The 21,237-nt window shown below is 71.6% G+C and carries 19 protein-coding genes and 1 tRNA gene; 17 read left to right on the top strand and 3 right to left on the bottom strand.

The window, feature by feature from the left end; all coding sequences use genetic code 11:
- Positions 1-8: 8 nt before the first annotated feature.
- A complete protein-coding gene (locus L2K70_RS10005; RefSeq protein WP_236401694.1) occupies positions 9-737 on the bottom strand; it encodes a hemerythrin domain-containing protein in 729 nt (242 codons plus the stop codon).
- Positions 738-921: 184 nt separating this feature from the next.
- Here L2K70_RS10005 and topA point away from each other — a divergent pair, with 184 nt between their 5' ends.
- From topA to L2K70_RS09980, 5 genes are all read left to right on the top strand, one after another.
- Positions 922-3,636 (top strand): type I DNA topoisomerase, encoded by a 2,715-nt coding sequence (gene topA, locus L2K70_RS10000; protein WP_236401693.1) that lies wholly within the window; start codon positions 922-924, stop codon positions 3,634-3,636.
- Between the two features lie 79 nt (positions 3,637-3,715).
- Complete coding sequence (locus L2K70_RS09995; RefSeq protein WP_236401692.1) at positions 3,716-4,423, top strand: RNA methyltransferase; 708 nt, start codon at positions 3,716-3,718, stop codon at positions 4,421-4,423.
- 55 nt (positions 4,424-4,478) lie between these two features.
- Positions 4,479-5,117: a dTMP kinase gene (gene tmk / locus L2K70_RS09990; protein WP_236401691.1), complete on the top strand. Its 639-nt coding sequence runs from the start codon at positions 4,479-4,481 to the stop codon at positions 5,115-5,117.
- Positions 5,114-6,289 carry a DNA polymerase III subunit delta' gene (locus L2K70_RS09985; RefSeq protein WP_236401690.1) on the top strand — a complete coding sequence of 392 codons (1,176 nt, stop codon included), beginning with the start codon at positions 5,114-5,116 and terminating at the stop codon, positions 6,287-6,289. Before tmk ends, L2K70_RS09985 begins: the two co-directional genes overlap by 4 nt.
- Positions 6,286-7,842 carry an alpha/beta hydrolase gene (locus L2K70_RS09980; RefSeq protein ID WP_236401689.1) on the top strand — a complete coding sequence of 519 codons (1,557 nt, stop codon included), beginning with the start codon at positions 6,286-6,288 and terminating at the stop codon, positions 7,840-7,842. Before L2K70_RS09985 ends, L2K70_RS09980 begins: the two co-directional genes overlap by 4 nt.
- On the opposite strand, the gene L2K70_RS09975 is transcribed toward L2K70_RS09980, so the two are convergent.
- On the bottom strand, positions 7,843-8,286 hold the full coding sequence (locus tag L2K70_RS09975; protein ID WP_236401688.1) for an OsmC family protein: 444 nt from the start codon (positions 8,284-8,286) through the stop codon (positions 7,843-7,845).
- Between the two features lie 130 nt (positions 8,287-8,416).
- Here L2K70_RS09975 and L2K70_RS09970 point away from each other — a divergent pair.
- Positions 8,417-8,489: transfer RNA gene (locus L2K70_RS09970), tRNA-Thr, on the top strand.
- Between the two features lie 85 nt (positions 8,490-8,574).
- Here L2K70_RS09970 and L2K70_RS09965 read toward each other — a convergent pair.
- Entirely contained in the window at positions 8,575-9,450 is an 876-nt protein-coding gene (locus tag L2K70_RS09965; RefSeq protein ID WP_236401687.1) for a LysR family transcriptional regulator, read from the bottom strand.
- Positions 9,451-9,571: 121 nt separating this feature from the next.
- Here L2K70_RS09965 and L2K70_RS09960 point away from each other — a divergent pair, with 121 nt between their 5' ends.
- From L2K70_RS09960 to L2K70_RS09910, 11 genes are all read left to right on the top strand, one after another.
- Entirely contained in the window at positions 9,572-10,915 is a 1,344-nt protein-coding gene (locus L2K70_RS09960; protein WP_236401686.1) for an LLM class flavin-dependent oxidoreductase, read from the top strand.
- A gap of 74 nt (positions 10,916-10,989) precedes the next feature.
- The gene (locus L2K70_RS09955) at positions 10,990-12,555 is read left to right on the top strand and encodes an ABC transporter substrate-binding protein (protein ID WP_236401685.1); all 1,566 of its coding nucleotides are present in this window, start codon (positions 10,990-10,992) and stop codon (positions 12,553-12,555) included.
- Positions 12,552-13,619 (top strand): ABC transporter permease, encoded by a 1,068-nt coding sequence (locus L2K70_RS09950; protein ID WP_236401684.1) that lies wholly within the window; start codon positions 12,552-12,554, stop codon positions 13,617-13,619. Before L2K70_RS09955 ends, L2K70_RS09950 begins: the two co-directional genes overlap by 4 nt.
- Positions 13,616-14,497, top strand: a complete 882-nt coding sequence (locus tag L2K70_RS09945; protein ID WP_236401683.1) for an ABC transporter permease — start codon at positions 13,616-13,618, stop codon at positions 14,495-14,497. The genes L2K70_RS09950 and L2K70_RS09945 overlap by 4 nt, the downstream gene beginning before the upstream one ends.
- Complete coding sequence (locus L2K70_RS09940; protein ID WP_236401682.1) at positions 14,490-15,491, top strand: ABC transporter ATP-binding protein; 1,002 nt, start codon at positions 14,490-14,492, stop codon at positions 15,489-15,491. The genes L2K70_RS09945 and L2K70_RS09940 overlap by 8 nt, the downstream gene beginning before the upstream one ends.
- Positions 15,488-16,543: an ABC transporter ATP-binding protein gene (locus L2K70_RS09935; RefSeq protein ID WP_236401681.1), complete on the top strand. Its 1,056-nt coding sequence runs from the start codon at positions 15,488-15,490 to the stop codon at positions 16,541-16,543. Before L2K70_RS09940 ends, L2K70_RS09935 begins: the two co-directional genes overlap by 4 nt.
- The gene (locus L2K70_RS09930) at positions 16,543-17,670 is read left to right on the top strand and encodes an LLM class flavin-dependent oxidoreductase (RefSeq protein ID WP_236401680.1); all 1,128 of its coding nucleotides are present in this window, start codon (positions 16,543-16,545) and stop codon (positions 17,668-17,670) included. The genes L2K70_RS09935 and L2K70_RS09930 overlap by 1 nt, the downstream gene beginning before the upstream one ends.
- 33 nt (positions 17,671-17,703) lie before the next feature.
- Positions 17,704-18,840, top strand: a complete 1,137-nt coding sequence (locus L2K70_RS09925) for an LLM class flavin-dependent oxidoreductase (RefSeq protein WP_236401679.1) — start codon at positions 17,704-17,706, stop codon at positions 18,838-18,840.
- Between the two features lie 28 nt (positions 18,841-18,868).
- Complete coding sequence (locus L2K70_RS09920) at positions 18,869-20,020, top strand: CaiB/BaiF CoA transferase family protein (RefSeq protein WP_236401678.1); 1,152 nt, start codon at positions 18,869-18,871, stop codon at positions 20,018-20,020.
- Positions 20,017-20,646, top strand: a complete 630-nt coding sequence (locus tag L2K70_RS09915; RefSeq protein WP_236401677.1) for an enoyl-CoA hydratase/isomerase family protein — start codon at positions 20,017-20,019, stop codon at positions 20,644-20,646. Before L2K70_RS09920 ends, L2K70_RS09915 begins: the two co-directional genes overlap by 4 nt.
- Positions 20,643-21,224 carry a cysteine dioxygenase family protein gene (locus L2K70_RS09910; protein WP_236401676.1) on the top strand — a complete coding sequence of 194 codons (582 nt, stop codon included), beginning with the start codon at positions 20,643-20,645 and terminating at the stop codon, positions 21,222-21,224. Before L2K70_RS09915 ends, L2K70_RS09910 begins: the two co-directional genes overlap by 4 nt.
- Positions 21,225-21,237: the final 13 nt, after the last annotated feature.

The raw sequence follows: 21,237 nt of genomic DNA, 5'->3' as shown, positions 1-21,237 counted from the left end.
GGCGGTCGTCAGGGCTGGTCGGCGTAGCGGAACGTGCGGGCCTCGCGTCGCTCGAACCCGCGACGGAAGAGGGCGTGGAGGACGCGGTACGGCGCACCGGCGAGCGCGAACATCCGGTCACGGTCGGCGGGCGGCAGGCCGTGCATGGCCCAGGCGACGATGAAGGGGATGTCCTTGCCGTTGTAGGACTTGCCGATCGTCTTCTCGACGTCCATGAACTCCTCGTGGGTGAGCACCCGCTGCACGAGGGGGAGGATCTCGTGCTCCTCGTGCGACATGTGCCCGAGCAGCAGCTCGGCGAGGCCGGCCAGGCGGAGGTCGAGGGCGTTGCGGTGGTCCTCGCACGGGTGCTCGGCCATCTCGGCGAAGGCGCGGGCGCACAGGTCGAGGCACGGGTCCATCTCGGCGTGCTCGTCGGAGTTGTCGGAGACGGCGTCCAGGTCGCCGGGCACTCCTCGCTCGGCGGCGGCACGGCGCAGGACCGGCCAGTAGACGTCGTCCTCGACCGTGTGGTGGTGGTGCAGCGTGCTGGCGAAGCGGCCGTAGCGCTCGCCCAGCAACCGCCACGTGGCGACGTCGCCGATCGGGGTGTTGCGGGCCGCGGAGCGGAACCGGGCGAGGTCGCGGCGGAAGGCGTGGTGCATGACGTACATGCCGGTCTGGTCGTGCGGTCCCTCGGCGGCGTACGTCTGGCCGGGGAGGTCGACCTGCTTCTGCTGCTGGACGGTGGTGGACATGAGCGGCCCTCTCTCGGGGTAGCGGTCTGGTGGTGTGCACCACCCTCGACGGGCCCTCTTGGGTGTCACTTGGGCGCGGGTTGGACCGGCCCTGTGGACGGCGCGGAGTGGCGAAACGGGGATCGAGCGCTACGGTGGCCGCGCCGAGCAACACTCGGCGCGCATCAAGAGGGAGCAATCTGAAGTGGCAAAGCTCGTCATCGTCGAGTCCCCGGCCAAGGCCCGCACCATCGGCGGCTACCTGGGCAAGGACTACGTCGTCGAGTCCTCGATCGGGCACATCCGCGACCTGCCGAACAACGCGGCGGACACCCCGGCGAAGATCAAGGACAAGCCGTGGGGCCGTCTCGCTGTCGACGTCGACAACGGGTTCGAGCCCTACTACGTCGTGCCGCGTGACAAGAAGAGCCACATCGCCAAGCTGAAGAAGCTGGTCAAGGACGCCGACGCTCTCTACCTCGCCACCGATGAGGACCGCGAGGGCGAGGCCATCGCCTGGCACCTCCTCGACGAGCTCAAGCCGCCGAAGAGCGTCCCGGTCCACCGGATGGTCTTCCACGAGATCACCAAGCCGGCGATCCTCGCCGCGGTCGAAAACCCCCGCGACATCAACGACGACCTCGTCGAGGCCCAGGAGGCGCGACGCATCCTCGACCGCCTCTACGGCTACGAGGTCTCCCCGGTGCTCTGGAAGAAGGTCATGTCCGGCCTGTCCGCGGGCCGCGTGCAGTCCGTGGCCACCCGGCTGGTGGTCGACCGCGAGCGCGAGCGGATGAAGTTCCGGCTGGCCTCATACTGGGACATCGACGCCACCTTCGACGCCGGCAGCGGCCACGACCCGCGGATGTTCCCCGCCAAGCTCCACTCCGTCGACGACGTCCGCGTCGCGCGCGGCTCCGACTTCGACAACGCCGGAGAGCTGAAGGGCAAGGGGGAGCGCGTCCACCTCTCGCGCGCCGACGCCGAGGCGCTGGCCGCCGCCCTCGCCGACACGACGTACGACGTCCGCTCGGTCGAGTCCAAGCCCTACCGCCGCTCGCCCTACGCCCCCTTCCGCACGACCACGCTGCAGCAGGAGGCGAGCCGCAAGCTCGGGATGAGCGCCAGCGTGACGATGTCGGTCGCGCAGCGGCTCTACGAGAACGGCTTCATCACCTACATGCGCACCGACTCCACGACGCTCTCGGACGCCGCGGTCGGTGCGGCACGCGACCAGGTGCGTGAGCTGTACGGCGCCGAGTACCTGCCCGACTCGCCGCGCACCTACGCCTCCAAGGTCAAGAACGCGCAGGAGGCGCACGAGGCGATCCGCCCGGCCGGCGACACCTTCCGCACGCCCGCCCAGACCGGGCTGTCGGGCGAGCAGTTCCGCCTCTACGAGCTGATCTGGATGCGCACCGTCGCCTCGCAGATGAAGGACGCCGTCGGAAACTCCGTGACGATCCGCATCGGCGGCACCGCGTCCGACGGTCGTGACGCGGTCTTCAGCGCGAGCGGGCGCACGATCACCTTCCACGGCTTCCTCAAGGCGTATGTCGAGGACATCGACGACTCCTCCAAGCGCAAGGACGACGCCGAGACGCGGCTGCCCGACCTCGCCCAGGGTGCCGCGGTGTCCGCGGCGACCCTCACCCCGGAGGGCCACGAGACCAAGCCGCCCGCGCGCTACACCGAGGCGACCCTCATCAAGGAGCTCGAGGACCGCGAGATCGGCCGCCCGTCGACGTACGCCTCCATCATCGGCACCATCCTCAACCGCGGCTACGTCTACAAGAAGGGCACCGCGCTGGTGCCGGCCTGGCTGGCGTTCTCGGTGATCCGGCTGCTGGAGGAGCACTTCCCGCGGCAGGTGTCCTACGAGTTCACCGCCTCGATGGAGGACGTGCTCGACGACATCGCCGGCGGTCGGCGCGACCGGGTCTCCGAGCTCGGCGAGTTCTACTACGGCGCCGGCGACGTGGTCGGTCTCAAGACGCTGGTGACCGAGCTCGGCGACATCGACGCCAAGGAGATGGCCACCTTCCCGATCGGCTCGCCCGAGGACGGCATCAACCTGCGCGTGGGCCGCTACGGGCCCTACGTCGAGGGGCCGGGCGACGGCGGTGAGTCGGGTGCTCCGGTGCGGGCCAACGTGCCTGACGACCTGCCGCCCGACGAGCTCACGGTGGCCAAGGCGAAGGAGCTGCTGGCCAACCCGGCCGGCGAGGAGCAGGTGATCGGCAACCACCCCGACACCGGACTCCAGATCGTCGCGAAGAACGGTCGCTTCGGCCCCTACGTCACCGAGCTGCTGCCCGAGGACGCGCCCAAGAGCGCCAAGCCGCGCACCGGCTCGCTCTTCAAGTCGATGACCCTCGACACGGTGACCCTCGAGCAGGCGGTCAAGCTGCTCGACCTGCCGCGCATCGTCGGCACCGACGAGGACGGCACGGAGATCACCGCGCAGAACGGGCGCTACGGGCCGTACCTCAAGAAGGGCACGGACTCGCGGAGCCTCACGAGCGAGGACCAGATCTTCGACATCACCCTCGACCAGGCCAAGGCGATCTACGCCCAGCCCAAGCAGCGCGGCCGCGGCGCGGCCACCCCGCCGCTCAAGGAGCTCGGCAACGACCCGGTCTCGGGCCAGCCGGTGATCGTCAAGGCCGGCCGCTTCGGCGAGTACGTCACCGACGGCGAGTACAACGCCACCCTCCGCAAGGACGACACCGTCGAGTCGATCACCCTCGAGCGCGCCGCCGAGCTGCTCGCCGAGCGCCGCGAGCGCGGCCCGGCGAAGAAGGCGGCCAAGAAGGGCGCGAAGAAGGCCCCCGCCAAGAAGGCCGCCGCGAAGAAGACGACGGCCAAGAAGACCGCCGCCAAGAAGACGACCAAGAAGGCTGCCGCGAAGAAGTCCTGAGGCCCTACCCTCGTGGCCGGGGGTGAGGCACATGACGACGAGGGAGATCAGTCCGCAACCGCCGGGCACCATCGTTCCGGTGCACGACGAGTGGCGCGGCCGCCGCTGGCGGCTGACCGCGCTGACGTTCATCGCCATGTGGCTGACGACCGGGGTGTCGTTCGTGCTCCTGGGCGAGAAGGAGGCCGCGCTCCACGACCTCGAGTCAGCCATCGCGGAGGGCGAGGTGACCCAGGTCGAGATCGTGGGATATCCCACCGTGGGTGACTGGCGAGGCACGGCGCTGGTGACGTTGAGGTGGCGCGGCGACGTGCTGCACCGGTACGCCCTGGTCAAGGTCGACAAGCGGCGCAACGCCGGCTCCCGGATCACCGCCCACGGCGACCCGGCGGTGGTCCTCGGCGATCTCGAGGACTACCTGACGGCGATCTCGCCGGGCTACGCGCGGACGGACCCGCCGGCCCTCGAGCTCACCTACGCCGACCACCTCGAGTACCAGGAGTGGAACGGGTGGCGCGCGCCTGACGTCCCGGCAGTCCTCGGCCTGGCCACCTGGTTCGGCACCGTCCTGCTGGCCGGGGCAGGACCGCAGCCGTGGCGCGCGACGTCGTGGGCCTGGATCTGGCTGATCCTCTTCGGGGGGCCGCTGGGGAGCCTCGCCTTCTTGCTCCTCGGGGGCCCGCTGGGGCTGTGGCGTCCGAAGGACCTCGGCCGTCGCCTCACTGGCGGCTGGGCGTTCCTGATCGGCGTGGTCCTCCTCGGCCGCGCCAACGGCACCAACGGCTGACCCGCGTCTCCCAGCCTGAGGGGGGGTGTGGGCGCCCGCCCGTAGGGTGTGCGACGTGAACCCACCCGCCTACTCCGAGCACGGGCTGTTCGTGTGCTTCGAGGGCGGGGACGGCGCGGGCAAGTCGACGCAGTCGCGACTGCTGCGCGACTGGCTGGTCGACCGGGGCCGCACCGTGCTGCTGACGTTCGAGCCGGGCGACACCGAGGTGGGCAAGGAGCTGCGCCGGATCGTCCTCGACCCGGCGACCGGGCACCTGTCCGACCGCACCGAGGCGCTGCTCTACATCGCCGACAAGGCCGAGCACGTCGACCACGTGGTCCTGCCCGCGCTCGCCCGCGGCGAGGTCGTGATCACCGACCGCTACGTCGACTCCACGCTGGCCTACCAGGGCGCCGGCCGGACGCTCGAGGTCTCCGAGGTGGAGGGGGTGGCCCGGTGGGCCACGGCCGACCTGCGCCCGCACCTCACCGTCGTGCTCGACCTCGCGCCGGAGGCGGGGCTGGGACGGTTCGACGGACGCGACCGGATCGAGGGGCAGTCGCTGGAGTTCCACCAGCGGGTGCGCCAGGGCTTCCTCGACCTCGCGGCGGCTGACCCCGACCACTACGCCGTCCTCGACGCCCGGGAGCCGATCGAGGAGATCGCCGCCGCCATCCGCGCCCGCATCGAGCCGCTGCTGGAGGATCGATGACGACCACGACCGCCGGCGTCTGGGACGACCTGGTCGGCCAGCGACCGACCATCGAGGTGCTCAAGCACGCCGCAGCCGGCACGGGGATGACCCACGCGTGGCTGATCACCGGACCGCCCGGCTCGGGCCGGTCCAACGTCGCGCGCGCCTTCGCGACGGCGCTGCAGTGCGAACGACGTACGGGCTGTGGCGAGTGCGAGGCGTGCCGGCTCGGGATGAGCGGCTCGCACCCCGACATCACCTGGGTGCGGTCGGAGACCTCGGTGCTCTACGTCGACGACATGCGCGGCCTCGTGCAGTCGGCGGCCAAGTTCCCCGCCATCGGCCGCTGGCAGATCGTCGTCATCGAGGACGCCGACCGCCTCGGCACCCCGGAGAACCCACGCACCGGCAACGCGCTCCTCAAGGCGATCGAGGAGCCGACGCCCAAGACGATCTGGCTCCTGTGCGCGCCGACCGTCCAGGACGTCCTGCCGACGATCCGGTCGCGCTGCCGCACGCTGACGCTCGCGACGCCCGGCACCGAGGACGTCGCGCGGTTCCTCGCCCGCCACGACGGGATCTCCGAGTCCGTCGCCGGCTTCGCTGCCCGCGCCAGCCAGGGCCACATCGGCCGCGCCCGGGCGCTCGCGCTCGACGAGGAGACCCGTGCGCGGCGCCGCTCGGTGGTGAGCATCCCAGCGGGGCTGACCTCGCTCGGCGCGTGCATGACGGCCGCGACCGACCTGGCCGAGCTCGCCAAGCAGGAGACCGAGGCGATCACCGCCGACGCCGAGAGGCGCGAGCTCGCCGACCTCCAGTCCATCTTCGGCAGCGAGCGCAAGGACACGACGAGCCGTTCCTACCGCGCCGCGCTGGGGGCCCTGGAGAAGCTGCAGAAGCAGAAGGCCAAGCGACGCGTCCTCGACGTGATCGACCGTGCGCTGATGGACCTCGTATCGGTCTACCGCGACGCGATCGCCGTGGGCGTCGGCGCACCGGGCATGCTGGTCAACGAGGAGCTGCGCGGCGACGTCGAGGTCGTCGCCCGCGCCGCCACGCCCGACGAGCTGCTGCGGATGATCGACGCGGTCTTCACCGCACGCGAGCAGATGCTGGAGTTCAACGTGCCGCCGCAGCTGGCGCTCGAGTCGATGATGGTCGCGCTGCGACTGCCCGGAGGTCGTCGGTGAAGAAGGTCGCGGCGGTCATCGCCGTCCTCGTGCTCGCCGTGACCGCGTTCGTCGCGGTCGGGCTCGCCGTCCGCGGGGCCCTGCCCGACGAGCCCGCCGCGCGCCCCACGCCGTCGCCCACCACGCCGCCGCCGGCGACGGTGACCGAGGCGCCCGACGCCTCCCTCGCGGACTTCTACTCCCAGCGCATCGACTGGGCGCCGTGCGAGTCCGACCCCGACCAGGACTGCGGGACCCTGACCGTCCCGATCGACTACGCCGACCCCGAGGGCGAGACCATCGACCTCGCGCTGCTGCGGGTGCCGGCCAGCGGGGCACGGGTCGGCTCGATGGTGGTGAACCCCGGCGGGCCCGGCGCCCCGGGGACGTCGTACGCCGCCGCGGCCGGCCGCGTCTTCCGCCAGCCGCTCCTCGACGGCTTCGACATCGTCGGCTTCGACCCGCGCGGGGCGGGCCGCTCGGCCCCGGTCGACTGCCTCAGCGACAGCGAGCTCGACGCCTACCTCGCGGGTGACCCGACGCCGGACACGCCGGCCGAGGTGAAGTCCTACGAGTCGTCCGTCCTCGGCTTCGGGCCGAAGTGCGTCGCCAGCTCCGGCGACGACCTCGGCCACGTCACGACGATCGAGGCCGCGCGCGACATGGACGTCCTCCGCTCGGCGCTCGGCGAGGACACGCTGACCTACCTCGGGGCGTCGTACGGCACCAAGCTCGGCGCGACCTACGCCGAGCTCTTCCCCGACAAGGTCGGCCGCCTGGTGCTCGACGGGGCGGTCGACGTGTCCCTGGACGCGAAGTCGCTGGCGCTCGAGCAGGCCGAGGGCTTCGAGACCGCGCTGCGGGCCTACGTGCAGAACTGCCTCGACACCACCGACAACTGCTTCCTCGGCGACACGGTCGACGAGGGCATGACCACGATCAGCGACCTGCTCGACTCGATCGAGGAGCAGCCACTGCCGGCGGGTGATCGCGAGCTGCAGGTCGGCAACGCGTTCTACGGCATCATCACGCCGCTCTACAACCGCGACTACTGGTTCCTGCTCAGCACCGCGCTCACGTCGGCGCTCGACGGCAACGGCTCGGCGCTGATGGACCTCGCCGACGCCTACGCCTCGCGCAACGCCGACGGGTCCTACGCCGACAACTCGATCGAGGCCAACTACGCCATCAACTGCCTCGACGACCCCACGTCCGTGCCGTTCAGCCAGGTGCCGTCGCTCTACCCGGAGTTCGAGCAGGCGTCGCCCACCTTCGGCCGGATCTTCGCCTGGGGGATGACCGGGTGCCGCGGCATCGCCGTGAAGTCCACCGAGGAACCGCTGACGATCAGGGCCGAGGGAGCCGCACCGATCCTCGTGCTGGGCACGAGCCGGGACCCCGCCACCCCGATGAAGTGGGCCGAGGCGCTGGCCGCGCAGCTCGACTCCGGCGTGCTCGTCGAGCGCGACGGCGACGGCCACACGGCCTACAACTCCGGCAACGGGTGCATCGACTCCATCGTCGAGGACTACCTCCTGGAGGGGACAGTCCCCGACGACGGGACGACCTGCTAGTCAGCCCTCGAGCGCGGCGTCGAGCGTGATCTCGACGCCGGTGAGCGCCTTGCTGATCGGGCAGCCGGCCTTGGCCTTCTCGGCGGCCTCCTTGAAGCCGGCCTCGTCGAGGCCGTCGACCTCGCCGCGGACGGTGAGCAGGATGCCGGTGAGCTTGAAGCCGCCGGCCTCCTTGTCGGGGCCGAGGGTGACGTCGGCCTTCACCTCGAGCGCCTGCGGGGTGCCGCCGGCCTCGGCGATGAGGGCGGAGAGCTGCATCGCGTAGCAGGCGGAGTGCGCCGCGGCGACGAGCTCCTCGGGGCTGGTCGTGCCGTCGGCGTCGTCGGCTGCCCGCTTGGGGAACGAGACGTCGTACGTGCCGACGCCGGAGCTGGTGAGCTCGACCTGGCCGGATCCGTCCTGGAGGCCGCCGTTCCAGGCGGTGCGGGCGGAGCGAGTGGGCATCGTGGTCTCCTGCGATGTGTCGGGGATGGGTCGTCCTCGAACCTAGCCGGTGCTCCCCACCCCCGGATTTCTGTCCGGGTCCGCGTGCTCCGTATACTCGCCCGCGGTCGTCGAGCACGTCTCGACGCCGGCCGCCTTAGCTCAGTCGGTAGAGCGAGTCACTCGTAATGACTAGGTCGTCAGTTCGATTCTGACAGGCGGCTCCGACGCCCCCGGGGACCCGAGACCCCGGGGGCGTCTCTGCGTCCCAAGTCGGCATCGGGGTGCAGTGGCGCCTCGACGAGCTCATCAGCTGACCGGGGCCAGCCGCCGGGTGTCGCGCGGGCGGCGCAGGACGGCGCTGAGGGCGTCCGCCGCGATCCTCGTGACCTCCGGTGCCAGGCCGTCACGGGGGCAGACGTAGACCATCAGCGGCTCGGGCGCGGGCAGGTCGTGCACCGCGACCATCCCGGCCGGCGGCTCCTCCAGTGCCATCAGGGCCACGCCGAGGCCCGAGCTCACCGCGGCCTGCACTCCTGCGAGCTGGGTGGCCTCGGCTCCGATCGCGGCGGGTATGCCGTGGTCCGCCAGTGCCTGGAGGGCTCGGTTGCGCAGCTCGCACGGGTTGTCGAAGGCGACGACCATGACGGGGTCGGGCGGCGTCGGCAGACGCCAGGTCTCGGCGGCGTACCACGTGAGCTCGAGCTCGCCGACCGGCACGGCTCCCGGGCGGTCGGCCGCGTTGAGCAGCAGCGCGAGGTCGACCTGCCCGGAGGCGAGGCCCTCGCGCAGGCGGGAGCCGCGGTCGATGCGATAGCGGAACGTCGTGCCGGAGTCGACGTCCTCGAACGCCGCTGACAACGTCGGGAGGAGGCGCGCGGCCGCGTGCTCGGTCGAGCCGATCGTGACCTCGAGGCGCGCCCCGGCGAGATCGCGGAGCGCCTCGTCGTGAGCGGCGAGGATCCGCCTGGCCGCAGCGAGCAGCCGCTCGCCGTCGGCGGTGAACCGCGAGCCGCGACCGTGCCGCTCCACGAGCTGCAACCCGGTGGCCGCCTCGAGCCGACGCACGTGCTGGCTCACGCCCGCCTGGCTGAGGTGCAGCCGCTCCGCAGCGCGCTGGAAGCCCCCGCAGTCGGAGACCGCGACCAGGCTGCGGAGGGGGCCGATGTCGAGGGTGCGATCCATGTCGACCAGATTAGTCGACTTTGATCGCGCAGCCTGATGAGTCCCATCACAACGGCGCGTTGGATCGTTCCAGAAAAGTCGACTAACTTACTAGAGAAAGATTTTTCGCGAGAGGGAGTCGATGGCAACGAGGCAGATGCACCTGGGCGCAGTGCCCTACGGCACGGGCGGTCCGGGGAGCCACACGCTGTGGCTCGACCCCGAGATCCCCGGCGACGCGAGCGTCAACATCGACTGGTACGTCGAGATGGCCCAGCTGGCCGAGCGGGGCAAGTTCGACCTGGTCTTCATCGTCGACAGCCAGTTCATCACGCCGTTCTCGCCCCCGCACTACCTCAATCGCCTCGAGCCGCTCACCCTCCTCAGCGCCCTTGCCACCCGGACGGAGCGCATCGGCCTCGTGGGGACGGCGACGACGAGCTTCAACAGCCCCTTCAACCTGGTGCGGCGCTTCGGCTCGCTCGACCTCATCAGCGGCGGGCGAGCCGGGTGGAACGTGGTCACCACCGGGGACGCCGGCACGGCAGGCAACTACGGCCTGGACGAGCACTACGACTACGACACCCGCTACGGCAGGGCGCAGGAGTACGTCGAGCTCGCCCGGGCGCTCTGGGACTCCTACGAGGACGACGCCTTCGTGCGGGACCGCGAGACGGGGCAGTTCCTCGACGCCACCAAGCAGCACGTCCTCGACCACGAAGGTACCTACTTCTCCGTCCGTGGCCCGCTCAACATGGTGCGCTCGCCCCAGGGCCATCCGGTGATCTTCCAGGCGGGTGACTCCGAGCAGGGTCGCGACCTGGGAGCAAGCGTGGGCGAAGGGATCTTCACCTTCGCGCCCGACATCCCCAGCGGCCAGGCGTTCTACGACGACATCAAGACCCGCGCGCGCGACAGGTTCGGCCGCAACCCGGACCACCTCGTCATCATGCCGGGCGTCAAGGTGGTCGTCGGCGACACCGATGAGGACGCCCGCGAGATCGAGGCGGCCAACAACGACCGTGACCACACCTTCGGCGCCGCGCTCCGCGAGTTCGGACGTCCCTTCGGGTGGCACGACTTCACCCAGTACGACCTCGACGCGCCCTTCCCCGCCGAGGCCCTCGTCCACGGCGAGCGGTCGTTCTACACCCAGGCCAAGGCCGTCACCCAGCGTGCCGTCGACAACGGCTGGACGCTGCGGCAGGCCGTCGAGGCGACCCGCGCGTTCCGCAAGAGCGAGTTCGTCGGGTCGCCGACGACCGTCGCCGACAAGCTCGTCGAGTGGTGGGAGGCCAAGGCCTGCGACGGCTTCAACATCGGCCTCGACCACCCCGCCAACTTCCGCCGGATCGTGGACGACGTGGTCCCGATCCTCCAGGACCGCGGTGTCTTCCGCAGCGACTACGAGTCCACCCACCTGCGCGGGCATCTCGGGCTGCCCGTGCCGGAGAACCGCCACACGGCGGCCCGTCGAGCCGGTTGACCCGGCCGGCGCCAGCCCCACCACCACCCCCACCCACCCGTCGTACGACCCGAACCGAAAGGCACACGCCTCCCATGACGCGCGCCAGCACCACGCCCTCGCCCACCTTCGCCCCCTCCCGACGCGGCTTCCTCGGCCTCAGCCTCGCCGCCGGCCTCGTCCTCGGGCTGGAGGCGTGCGGCGGCACCTCGACCCTCGGCTCGGGCGGCTCCTCCGGCTCCGGCGGCACCGGGACCATCAAGTGGGCGTGGCAGCTGCCGACCACGTGGGACCCGGTCACCTCCTCCGCCGGCTCCGACGTCCAGATGCTCGCCCTCACCTACGACGCGATCACCGCCCTCGACGACCAGGGCAACGCGACGCCCTGGCTGGCCGAGAAGTGGGCGTACGACGACTCGGGCAAGGTCGTGACCTTCACGCTCCACGAGGGCCTGAAGTTCAGCGACGGGAGCCCGCTCGACGCCACGGCGGTGGCGAAGTCGATCGAACGCGGTCGGACCCAGGACGGCTCCCTCATCGCTCCGCAGATGGCCACCATCAAGTCGGTGAGGGCCGACGGCGACCTCGACGTCGTCATCGAGCTCACCGAGGTCGACTACCAGTACCCGCTCCTCTTCGCCGGCAAGACCGGCATGGTGGTCAACCCCGCCGTCTTCGAGAAGGACGTCGACTCGCTGGCCACCCAGCCCGCAGGCTCGGGCCCGTTCACCCTCACGGCGTACGTGCAGAACGACCACGCCACGTTGAAGAAGAACCCGAACTTCTCCGCGGCCGACGAGATCAAGGTCGAGAACTTCGAGCTGTACCCCCAGCCCGACCCGTCGACCGCCGTGGCCGCCGCGCGGTCCGGGCAGTTCAACCTGGTCCGCCTGGGCGGTGCGCAGCTCCAGCAGGCCAAGGACGCCGGGCTCGACGTCCAGGTCATCAGCACGATGTTCGTGAGCGTCCTCGACGTCAACGCGAGCATGGCGCCCTTCGACGACCCGGCCGTCGTCGAGGCGATGAAGTACGCGATCGACCGCGAGAAGCTCAAGGAGGTCGCGGCGTTCGGGGTGGGCGACGTCAGCTACCAGCCGTTCCCGCCCGGCTACGTCGGCTACAACCCCGAGCTCGCCAGCATCTACGCCTACGACCCGGACCGGTCGCGCAAGATCCTCAAGGACGCCGGCCACACCTCGCCGGTCAAGGCCGTCTTCACGAGCAGCGGCCAGAGCGAAGCCGCGGTCGAGCTGATCCAGGCGCAGCTCAAGGAGGTCGGGATCGAGGCGAAGATCGAGTCGATCCCGCCGACCCAGCACACCCAGCTGGTCTACCTCGAGCACTCCAAGGCGCTCACCTACGACGGCTTCGCAGGGCGCGAGTCCCCGGTCCAGGCCTTCCAGGTGCTCTTCGGCGCCGAGGGACTGATGAACCCCGCGCGCACCACCAGCCCGGAGCTCGAGGCCCAGCTGGAGAAGGTCAAGAAGACGCCGACGGACGACCCGACCTACCCTGCGCTGCTCCAGGAGGCCACGAAGATCGCCGTCACGACCTTCCCCAACACCTTCCTCACCCTCGTGCCGGCCGTCATCGCCCGCAAGGGCGTGAGCGGGCTCCCGACCCGTCCCAGCCTCCGTCGCTTCGAGGGTGTCACCGCGTGAGCCTGACCGTCGCCCCCGAAGCAGGCACGTCCCCACCGGAGATCGAGCCGCAGGCCGCTCCAGCGTCCGTCGCTCCAGCCCGAGGCCGGACCGGCCGCGTCACCTCGGCGCTGCGCGCGCTCGCCGGCGCACTGGCGGTCACCATCACGGTGCTCCTGCTCGCGTCGGTGATCACCTTCGCCCTGGGAGCGCTGAGCGACAGCAACCCCGCCGCCGCCGTGCTCGGCGAGACCGCGACGCCGGAGGACATCGCCCGGATGAACCACGAGTTCGGGCTCGACCGGCCACTGGTCGTGCAGTACGTCGCCTGGGTCGGCGACGCCGTCCAGGGCGACCTCGGCCGCTCGTGGTTCACCACGATCCCGGTCGCCGACAGCATCAAGCAGGCGCTGCCGGTCGACCTCTCCATCGCAGCCCTGGCCCTGGTGCTCGCCATCCTCATCGGTGGCGGGTCCGGCATCGCGGCCGCACTGAGCAACGGCGGCGCTGTCGACCGGCTGGTGACGCTGGTGTGCTCGGTGCTCGCCACCCTGCCTCCGTTCGTCATCGGCATGGCGTTGATCGTGATCTTCTCGGTGAAGCTGCAGCTGCTGCCCGCCGGCGGCTACGTGCCGATCGAGCAGGACCCCGCGCAGTGGCTGAGGTTCTCGATCCTGCCCTCGCTCGCGCTGAGCCTCGACGTCGCCGCGTCGATCGCCCGTCAGCTGCGCACCTCGATGGTCACCGCGCTGACGGAGAACTACGCGATCGGCGCCGAGATGCGTGGCTACGGCCGGTCGCGGGTGCTGTTCGGCCACGTCCTGCGCAACGCAGCCGCTCCGACGCTCGCGGTGATCGGACTCGCGATCCCGCTCATCGTCGGTGGGGCCGTCATCACCGAGCGACTCTTCGGGCTGCCGGGTGTCGCCCAGCTGGCGCTGCAGTCCGCCGAGCGCGGCGACGTACCGGTCGTCCTCGGCACCCTCCTCGTCACCGCCGTCGTCGTGGTGATCGCCAGTGCCGTCGTCAACGTCCTGCAGAGGGCGCTCGACCCGACGACCCGCCGGCAGGGGGGCCCTCGATGACCATCATCAGGAACCTCTGGCGGGTTCCCTCGGCCCGCTTCGCGCTGGTCGTGCTCGCCGTCATCGCCTTCCTCACCCTCGTCGGTGGAGCGCTCGCGCCCCACGACCCCCTCCGGCAGTACACCGACCACGTCCTGGAAGGCCCCTCCGCGGCCCACTGGCTCGGGACCGACTACGTCGGACGTGACGTGCTGAGCCGGCTCATGGCCGGCACCCGGCTCTCGGTGATCGGCGCGTTCGAGGCCGTGCTCATCGGCGGCGTGCTCGGTGTGCCCTCGGGCCTCGCGTCCGCATGGCTCGGCCCGCGCCTGGAGTGGATGACCCTGCGGATCAGCGACACCCTCGTCATCCTGCCCTTCACCGTCTTCGCGATCGCGGTCGCCGGCACGCTCGGCAACGGCCTGCAGCAGGCCATGTTCGCGATCGGTGTGCTCATCAGCCCGATCTTCTTCCGCGTCACCCGCGCAGCAGCACTCGGACTGCGCCGTCAGCAGTACGTCGAGGCCGCCGAGCTGATGGGCGCCACCGAGTGGTGGACGCTGCGCCGCCACATCTGGAGCAAGGTGCTGCCCAACGTGGCAGTGACCTCCGCCCAGGCGACCGGTGCGGCGCTCCTCGTCGTCGCGTCCCTGTCGTTCCTCGGCCTCGGGGTGTCCCCGCCGGCGCCGACCTGGGGCGGCATGCTCGCCTCTGACCTCGACTACCTGGCGCAGCAGCCGTGGGCGCCCGTCTTCCCGGGCCTCCTGATGATGGCCACCGTCGGGTCCCTCAACCTCCTCGCCGACGCCGTCCGCGAGGCGGCGGGCGACCCCTCGCGACGCAGGTCGCCGCGGCGCGTGACCGTCCGCCCTGAGCAGAAGGAGGCCGCTCGTGCCTGACTCCGTACCCGGTCCAGTCCTCAGTCCGGTCCTGGAGGTCACCGACCTGCGGGTCTCGGTGGGCGACCACCTGGTGGCCGTCCACGACGTCTCGTTCTCGATCGGCCGCGGCGAGTCCGTCGGGCTGGTGGGCGAGTCGGGCAGCGGCAAGACGCTGACCTGCCGCTCCGTGCTCGGCCTGCTGCCGGCGACCGGCGAGGTGGACCACGGCCGCATCGTGCTCGGCGGCACCGAGCTGACGGGAGCCACCCGGCGTACGTGGAACGAGGTACGAGGCACCCGGCTCGGCGCGGTGTTCCAGGACTCTGCGTCCTACCTCAACCCCTCGCTCACCGTCGGCCACCAGCTCGCGGAGCAGCTCCGCGTCAAGCGGGGGCTCTCCCGCGCCGACGCCCACCGCCGCGCGGTCGAGCTCTTCACCGAGGTCGGCCTGCACGACCCTGAAGGCGTGTTCCACCGGTATCCGCACGAGCTGTCGGGCGGGATGCAGCAGCGGGTGCTCATCGCGATCTCGGTGTCGTGCGAGCCCGAGCTGTTGATCGCCGACGAGGCCACGACCGCGCTGGACGTGGTCATCCAGGCCGAGATCCTCGACCTGCTCGGACGCCTGCGGGAGACCCACGGCCTCGCACTGCTCCTCGTCACCCACGACCTCGCTGTCGTCGCGGAGACCTGCGAGCGGATCCTGGTGATGTACGCCGGCGAGATCGTCGAGAGCGGCACCACCGAGGAGGTGCTCGCCCGTCCCCGACACCCCTACACGCAGGCCCTCATGGGGGTCGCCACGATCGGGACCTGGGAACGGCGCGCGCTCGAGGTCATCCCCGGCCAGCCGCCGTCCGTCGGCGAGGACATGCCGGGCTGCCGGTTCGCTCCGCGGTGCCGCTTCGCCACCTCTGCCTGCACCTCGGGCCCGGTGCCCCTGGCCGACCTGGGAGGGGGGCGCGCCGCTCGCTGTGCCCGCCTCGACGCCCTGGAAGGAGCCCTCGCATGACCGCCACTCGCGAACGGCCCGAGGTGTCGGGCCCCGAGCACACGCAGGTCGCGCCGGTGCTGCGGGTCAGCGACCTCTCGGTCTCCTACGCACCTCCCCGCAAGGGCACGCACCTCGGCACCGGCGCAGCGTTGACCGCCGCCAGCCTGGAGGTGCGTCCCGGTGAGATCGTCGGGATCGTCGGTGAGACCGGGTCCGGCAAGACCACCCTCGCGCGCGCCACGGTCGGCCTGGTCCGGCCGGCTGCCGGCCGCATCGAGCTCGACGGCCAGGACATGGGCTCCTTGAAGGGCCGAGCCCTCCGCGAGTTCCGGCGATCGGGACAGGTGCAGCTGGTCTTCCAGGACCCGTTGCGCTCCCTCGACCCGGACCTCACGGTGGCCGAGCTGGTCCGCGAGCCGCTCGACATCGCGGGCACGCTGTCCCGCGCCGAGCGCGACGTACGGGTGGCGGAGTCGCTGCGCCTCGTCGGGCTCGAGCCCGAGTCGATGCTCGGCCGTCGCCCACGCCAGCTCTCCGGCGGGCAGCGACAGCGGGTCTCCCTCGCCCGGGCGATCTCGACGCACCCCAAGCTGCTGTTCTGCGACGAGCCCGTGTCCGCGCTCGACGTGTCCAACCGGAACCTGGTGCTCAGCCTCCTCGACCGGCTGCGCAGCGAGCTCGGGCTGGCTGTGGTGATCATTGCTCACGACCTGAGCTCGCTGGCCGGGATCGCGGACCGCGTGGCGGTGTTCTACCGCAGCCGGGTGGTGGAGCAGGGGCCGATCCAGGACGTGCTCCAGCGACCCGCCCACCCCTACACCGGCCTCCTGACGGCGTCCGCCCCGAGCGTGGCGCACGTCGACCGGCTCCGCCCCGAGCAGCTCCGCCCCCAGCCGGACGCCCGAGCCTGGCCGAGCCACGGCGTCTGCGTGTTCGCGCCTCGCTGCCGGTTCGCGCACGACGCGTGCGCGGACCAGCCCGCCCCCGTCACCCTGCCCGGCGACCGCGAGGCGGCCTGCCACGTCGCAGGCGAGTGGCGGACCCACCTGACCACCACGAAGGAGTCCTGATGACCATCGAGCTCATCGGCATCACCGCCACGCAGGAGACCAGCAACGCCCCGTCGGAGCACAACCGCGTCGACGGGATCTCGGCCCAGACCGAGGCCGGCGTGCCGGTGGGACCGACGGTCAACCCCGAGTACGCCGCCCGGCTGGCGCGGGCGCACGAGGACGCGGGCTTCGACCGTGTCCTCATCGCCCACTCCTCGGCCACGCCCGACGGCTTCCTGGTGGCCTCCCACGTGCTGCAGTCGACCGAGCGGCTCGGCGTCCTGCTGGCACACCGCCCGGGTTTCCTGGCCCCGACGTTGGCCGCTCGCGCCTACGCCACCCTCGACGCCTTCCACCCGGGCCGCGTCGCGATGCACGTCATCACCGGTGGCGACGACGTCGACCAGGCCCGGGACGGGGACTTCTCCGACAAGACCACCCGCTACCGCCGGACCGACGACTTCCTGACGGTGCTCCGCCGTGAGTGGGAGTCGAGCGAACCGTTCGACCACGACGGGGAGTTCTACCGCGTGCGTGGGGCGTGGTCGGCCGTACGTCCGACACCCGGGGGCATCCCGATCTACTTCGGGGGCGCCTCCGAGGACGCCATCCGGGTGGGTGGCAAGCACGCGGACGCCTACGCCTTCTGGGGGGAGCCGCTCGACGGCATCCGCGAGCGGATCGAGCAGGTCCGGGCCGCTGCGGCGCCGTACGGCCGCGACCCCCGCTTCAGCGTGAGCCTGCGGCCGATCGTGGCCGACACCGAGGAGGCGGCCTGGGCACGCGCCGAGGCCATCCTGGACGCAACGCGCGAGCGGTGGGGCACCACCCGGCGCACGTTCGGCCTCGACGGGAGCAACGCCGTCGGCTCGCAGCGGCTGCTCGAGGCGGCCGACAAGGGCGACGTCCACGACAAGCGGCTCTGGACCGCCCTGGCCAAGGTCACCGGTGCCACCGGCAACTCCACGGCGCTCGTCGGCACGCACGAGCAGGTGGCAGACGCGCTGCTCGACTACGTCGCCCTCGGCGTCACGACGCTGCTCATCCGCGGGTTCGACCCGCTGGCCGACGCCACCTCCTACGCCCCCGTCATCGAGCTGGTCCGCCGCGGCGCGGAGCAGCGCCTCGCGCTGGCCACCGCCTGAGCCGCAGACCACCTCCCGAGAGAAGGAACGACCATGACCGTCCCCGCCCCCTACGACTCCGTCGAGATCCTCGGCATGATCGGCACCGCCGACGCCTCCGAGATCCGCCCCTCGACCGGGCCCGTCGTCGACCCCGACTACACCGCCCGCTTCGCGAGGGCCCACGAGGACGGTGGCTTCGACCGCGTGCTCATCGGCTACGGCTCCGGCTGGTCCGAGGGCACCCAGGTGGCTGCCTTCGCCGCAGCACACACCGAGCGCCTCGGCCTGCTCGTCGCGCACCGCCCCGGTGTCGTGCACCCGACCCTCGCCTCGCGGACCTTCACCACACTGGACCACTTCTCGAAGGGCCGCGTCGCGCTCAACATCGTGACCGGCGGCAACGACACCGAGCAGCGGCGCGAGGGCGACTACCTGCCCCACGACGAGCGCTACGCCCGCACCGACGAGTACCTGCAGGTCCTGCGGCAGTCGTGGGACACCCGAGGGCCGCGGGACTTCGAGGGGAGCTACTACCGCTTCGAGGGCTTCGACCCGCAGGTCCACCCCTACCAGGACCGCCACCTCGAGCTGTTCTTCGGAGGCAGCTCGACGGCGGCGTACGCGGTCGGGGCGAAGCACGCCGACACCTACATGCTGTGGGGCGAGCCGCTCGCAGAGACCGGCGAGCAGATCGCGACGGTCGCCCGCGAAGCGGAGTCCGCGGGGCGGACCACGCCGCCGCGCACCTCGGTCTCGTTCCGCCCGATCCTGGGCCGCACCGACGAGGAGGCGTGGGAGCGGGCCCACGGCATTCTCGCCACGATCAACGGCGCCGTCGGCGCGGCCTTCAAGGAGAAGGTCGGGCGGATCCACCCGCAGCAGGGGCAGGGCCCCCAGAACGCCGGGTCGCAGCGCCTGCTCGCCGTGGCCGAGAAGGGCGACGTGCACGACCGTTGCCTCTGGACGCCCACGACCACCGCCGTCGGCGGGGGCGGGAACTCGACCGCGCTCGTCGGGTCGCCCGAGACGGTCGCGGCCGCGATCCTCGACTACGTCGAGATCGGGGTGAACACCGTGCTGATCCGCGGGTACGACCCCCTGCAGGACGCGATCGACTACGGCCGCGACCTGCTGCCGCTCGTGCGCCAGGAGCTCGCCCACCGCGCGGGGACCGCCCGTGCGTCCTGACGGTGCCGCCGCCCCGACACGTCTGCCGTTGGACGGCGTCCGCGTCGTCGAGCTCACCCACGTGGCCGCCGGGCCCTTCGCCGGGATGCTGCTGGCCGACCTCGGCGCGGACGTCGTCAAGGTCGAGCCGCCGACGGGTGACCAGATGCGCGCGTGGCCACCGATCGCGCGCGACCGGGACGGTGCGGAGTTCAGCCACAACTTCGCCTCGGTCAACCGCAACAAGCGCAGCATCACCGCTGACCTCAAGGACCCATCGCAGCTGGCGGACGTGCGGGCGCTCGTCGCAGCGGCCGACGTCGTGGTGGAGAACTACCGGCCGGGCGTGCTGGACCGGCTCGGCCTCGGCTACGACGAGGTCTCGGCGGACCATCGCGGCCTCGTCTACGCCTCGATCTCGGGCTACGGACTGACCAGCCCCTACGTCAACGACGGCGCCTACGACGTCGTGATCCAGGGGATGTCCGGCCTGATGAGCGTCACCGGCGAGCCGGACGGCAACCCCGTCAAGTCGGGAGTCCCGGTCGGTGACTTCACCGCAGGCCTCTACGCCGCCTACACCATCGCCGCGATGCTGCCCCGGGTCCGCGACAGCGGAGCGTCCGTACGGCTCGACGTTCCGATGCTGGACTGCCTGATCGGTGTCTCCGCACTCCAGACCAGCGAGTACTGGGGATCCGGTGTCGAGCCGGCGCGCCTCGGAACGGCGCACCCGCGCAACGCGCCCTACCAGGGCTTCAGCGCCGCCGACGGCGACCTGACCATCGCCGCGGGCAACGACAAGCTGTGGAAGGCCGTCGCCGAGGTCGTCGGCCTCCCGGGCCTCGTCGACGACCCCCGTTTCGCCACCCAACGCGACCGCGTCGCGCACCAGCGCGAGCTCGCCGACCTCCTGGGTGAGCAGCTCGCCCTGGAGAAGCGCGAGCACTGGCTCACCGAGCTCCGGGCACGCGGAGTGCCGTGCGGTCCCGTCAACACCTTCGGGGAGGCGCTGGCCGACCCTCACGTCGAGGCCACGGGCCTGGTGGCGCACCTCGACGTGCCGGTGGCGGGGGAGACCCCCACCGTGGTCTACCCGGTCCGGATCTCGGGTCTGGCCGCGCGCCTGGAGCGCGGGGCACCAGCCCTCGGCGCCCACCCGGAGGTCGTGCAGGAGTGGACCGGGGAGCACGCCCGGTGAGCATCATCGTCGACCGCGGGTCCACGTGGGCGCTCACGCTGGATCGGCCGGAGCGAGCGAATGCCCTCTCGGCGCACCTCGTCGAGTCCCTTCACGGGGTCTTGGACGAGGCCGACGCGGCGGGGCCCGATGCCCTCGTCCTGCGCGGCAACCCCCGCCACTTCGCGGCCGGGTTCGACCTCGGCGGGCTCGCGGCGGAGACCGACGCCACCCTGGCGCTGCGCTTCCTACGGATCGGGGACCTCCTCGAGCGGCTCATCGCGGCGCCCTACGTGACCGCCGCCGTGGTCGACGGCGCAGCCGTCGGCGCCGGGGCCGACCTGGTGCTCGCCTGCGACCACCGTCTCGTCGACCCGTCGGTCACCCTCCGATTCCCCGGCTCCTCGTTCGGCGTCGCCCTGGGCGGCGTACGACGGGCTGAGCTCGGTGGACGGCTGACCACCGGCGTACCGAGCGACCTCGCCGTCGCGCTCGCCGGACCTCGCCCCGACCGTCCGCAGCACGACAGCGACGCCGAGGTGAGCGCACTCGCACGGTCGGTGTCGCTCCCGGGCCTGCACGCCCGCCTCACGACGTACGCCGACCAGACCATGAAGGCCCGAGCCAGGAAGAAGGAACCCGCATGACCACCCAGCAGGAGATCGTCCCGGTCCAGAGCGACGTGCCGGCGATCGCTGGTCTCGCCCGGACCGTCGAGGACCTCATCGGGCAGGGTCTCGACGAGCAGGCGCTCACCGCGGCAGTCCGCACCGAGCTCGAGCGCGTGCTCGCCGAGGGATTCGAGCTGCCGGCCGAGCAGGTGGCTCCCGACCCCGTGCGCTACGTGATGTACCCGCTGCACGTCGCCGCCGACGGCAGCTTCTCGATCGCCAGCGCGGTCTGGGACGTCGGCCAGGGGACGCCGGTCCACGGGCACGAGACCTGGGGCGTCGTCGGGATCTACTCCGGCGTCGAGGTCGAGACCCGCTACGAGAAGCCGACGACGCCCAACGTCCCGCTGGTCGGCCAGGGCACCGACGAGTGGGGGCCCGGCGAGGTCACCGTGTGCTGCACCACCGACGACGACGTGCACCAGGTCCGGTGCGGTGGCGACCAGCCGGTCGTCGGCATCCACGTCTACGGCGCGGACATCGGGACCCTCCCGCGCCGCAGCTACGACCCCGAGACCGGCGCCGTGCACTGGTTCACCTCGCGCTGGGCCTGAGCCCGCTCACGAC

It is taken from the genome of Nocardioides potassii, assembly GCF_021648885.1.
In the GTDB taxonomy this organism is placed as follows: Bacteria; Actinomycetota; Actinomycetes; order Propionibacteriales; family Nocardioidaceae; genus Nocardioides; species Nocardioides potassii.
Note: the sequence above shows the minus strand (reverse complement) of the source record. Positions and strands in the feature narration are given on the sequence as shown.

Excerpts from the sequence above, each read along its gene's own strand:
- L2K70_RS09955 (WP_236401685.1), top strand. The coding sequence starts at position 10,990 with ATGACGCGCGCCAGCACCACGCCCTCGCCCACCTTCGCCCCCTCCCGA.
- L2K70_RS09945 (WP_236401683.1), top strand. The coding sequence starts at position 13,616 with ATGACCATCATCAGGAACCTCTGGCGGGTTCCCTCGGCCCGCTTCGCG.
- L2K70_RS09960 (WP_236401686.1), top strand. The coding sequence starts at position 9,572 with ATGGCAACGAGGCAGATGCACCTGGGCGCAGTGCCCTACGGCACGGGC.
- L2K70_RS09930 (WP_236401680.1), top strand. The coding sequence starts at position 16,543 with ATGACCATCGAGCTCATCGGCATCACCGCCACGCAGGAGACCAGCAAC.
- L2K70_RS09925 (WP_236401679.1), top strand. The coding sequence starts at position 17,704 with ATGACCGTCCCCGCCCCCTACGACTCCGTCGAGATCCTCGGCATGATC.
- L2K70_RS09985 (WP_236401690.1), top strand. The coding sequence starts at position 5,114 with ATGACGACCACGACCGCCGGCGTCTGGGACGACCTGGTCGGCCAGCGA.
- L2K70_RS09935 (WP_236401681.1), top strand. The coding sequence starts at position 15,488 with ATGACCGCCACTCGCGAACGGCCCGAGGTGTCGGGCCCCGAGCACACG.
- L2K70_RS10005 (WP_236401694.1), bottom strand. The coding sequence starts at position 737 with ATGTCCACCACCGTCCAGCAGCAGAAGCAGGTCGACCTCCCCGGCCAG.
- L2K70_RS09910 (WP_236401676.1), top strand. The coding sequence starts at position 20,643 with ATGACCACCCAGCAGGAGATCGTCCCGGTCCAGAGCGACGTGCCGGCG.
- L2K70_RS09965 (WP_236401687.1), bottom strand. The coding sequence starts at position 9,450 with ATGGATCGCACCCTCGACATCGGCCCCCTCCGCAGCCTGGTCGCGGTC.
- L2K70_RS09975 (WP_236401688.1), bottom strand. The coding sequence starts at position 8,286 with ATGCCCACTCGCTCCGCCCGCACCGCCTGGAACGGCGGCCTCCAGGAC.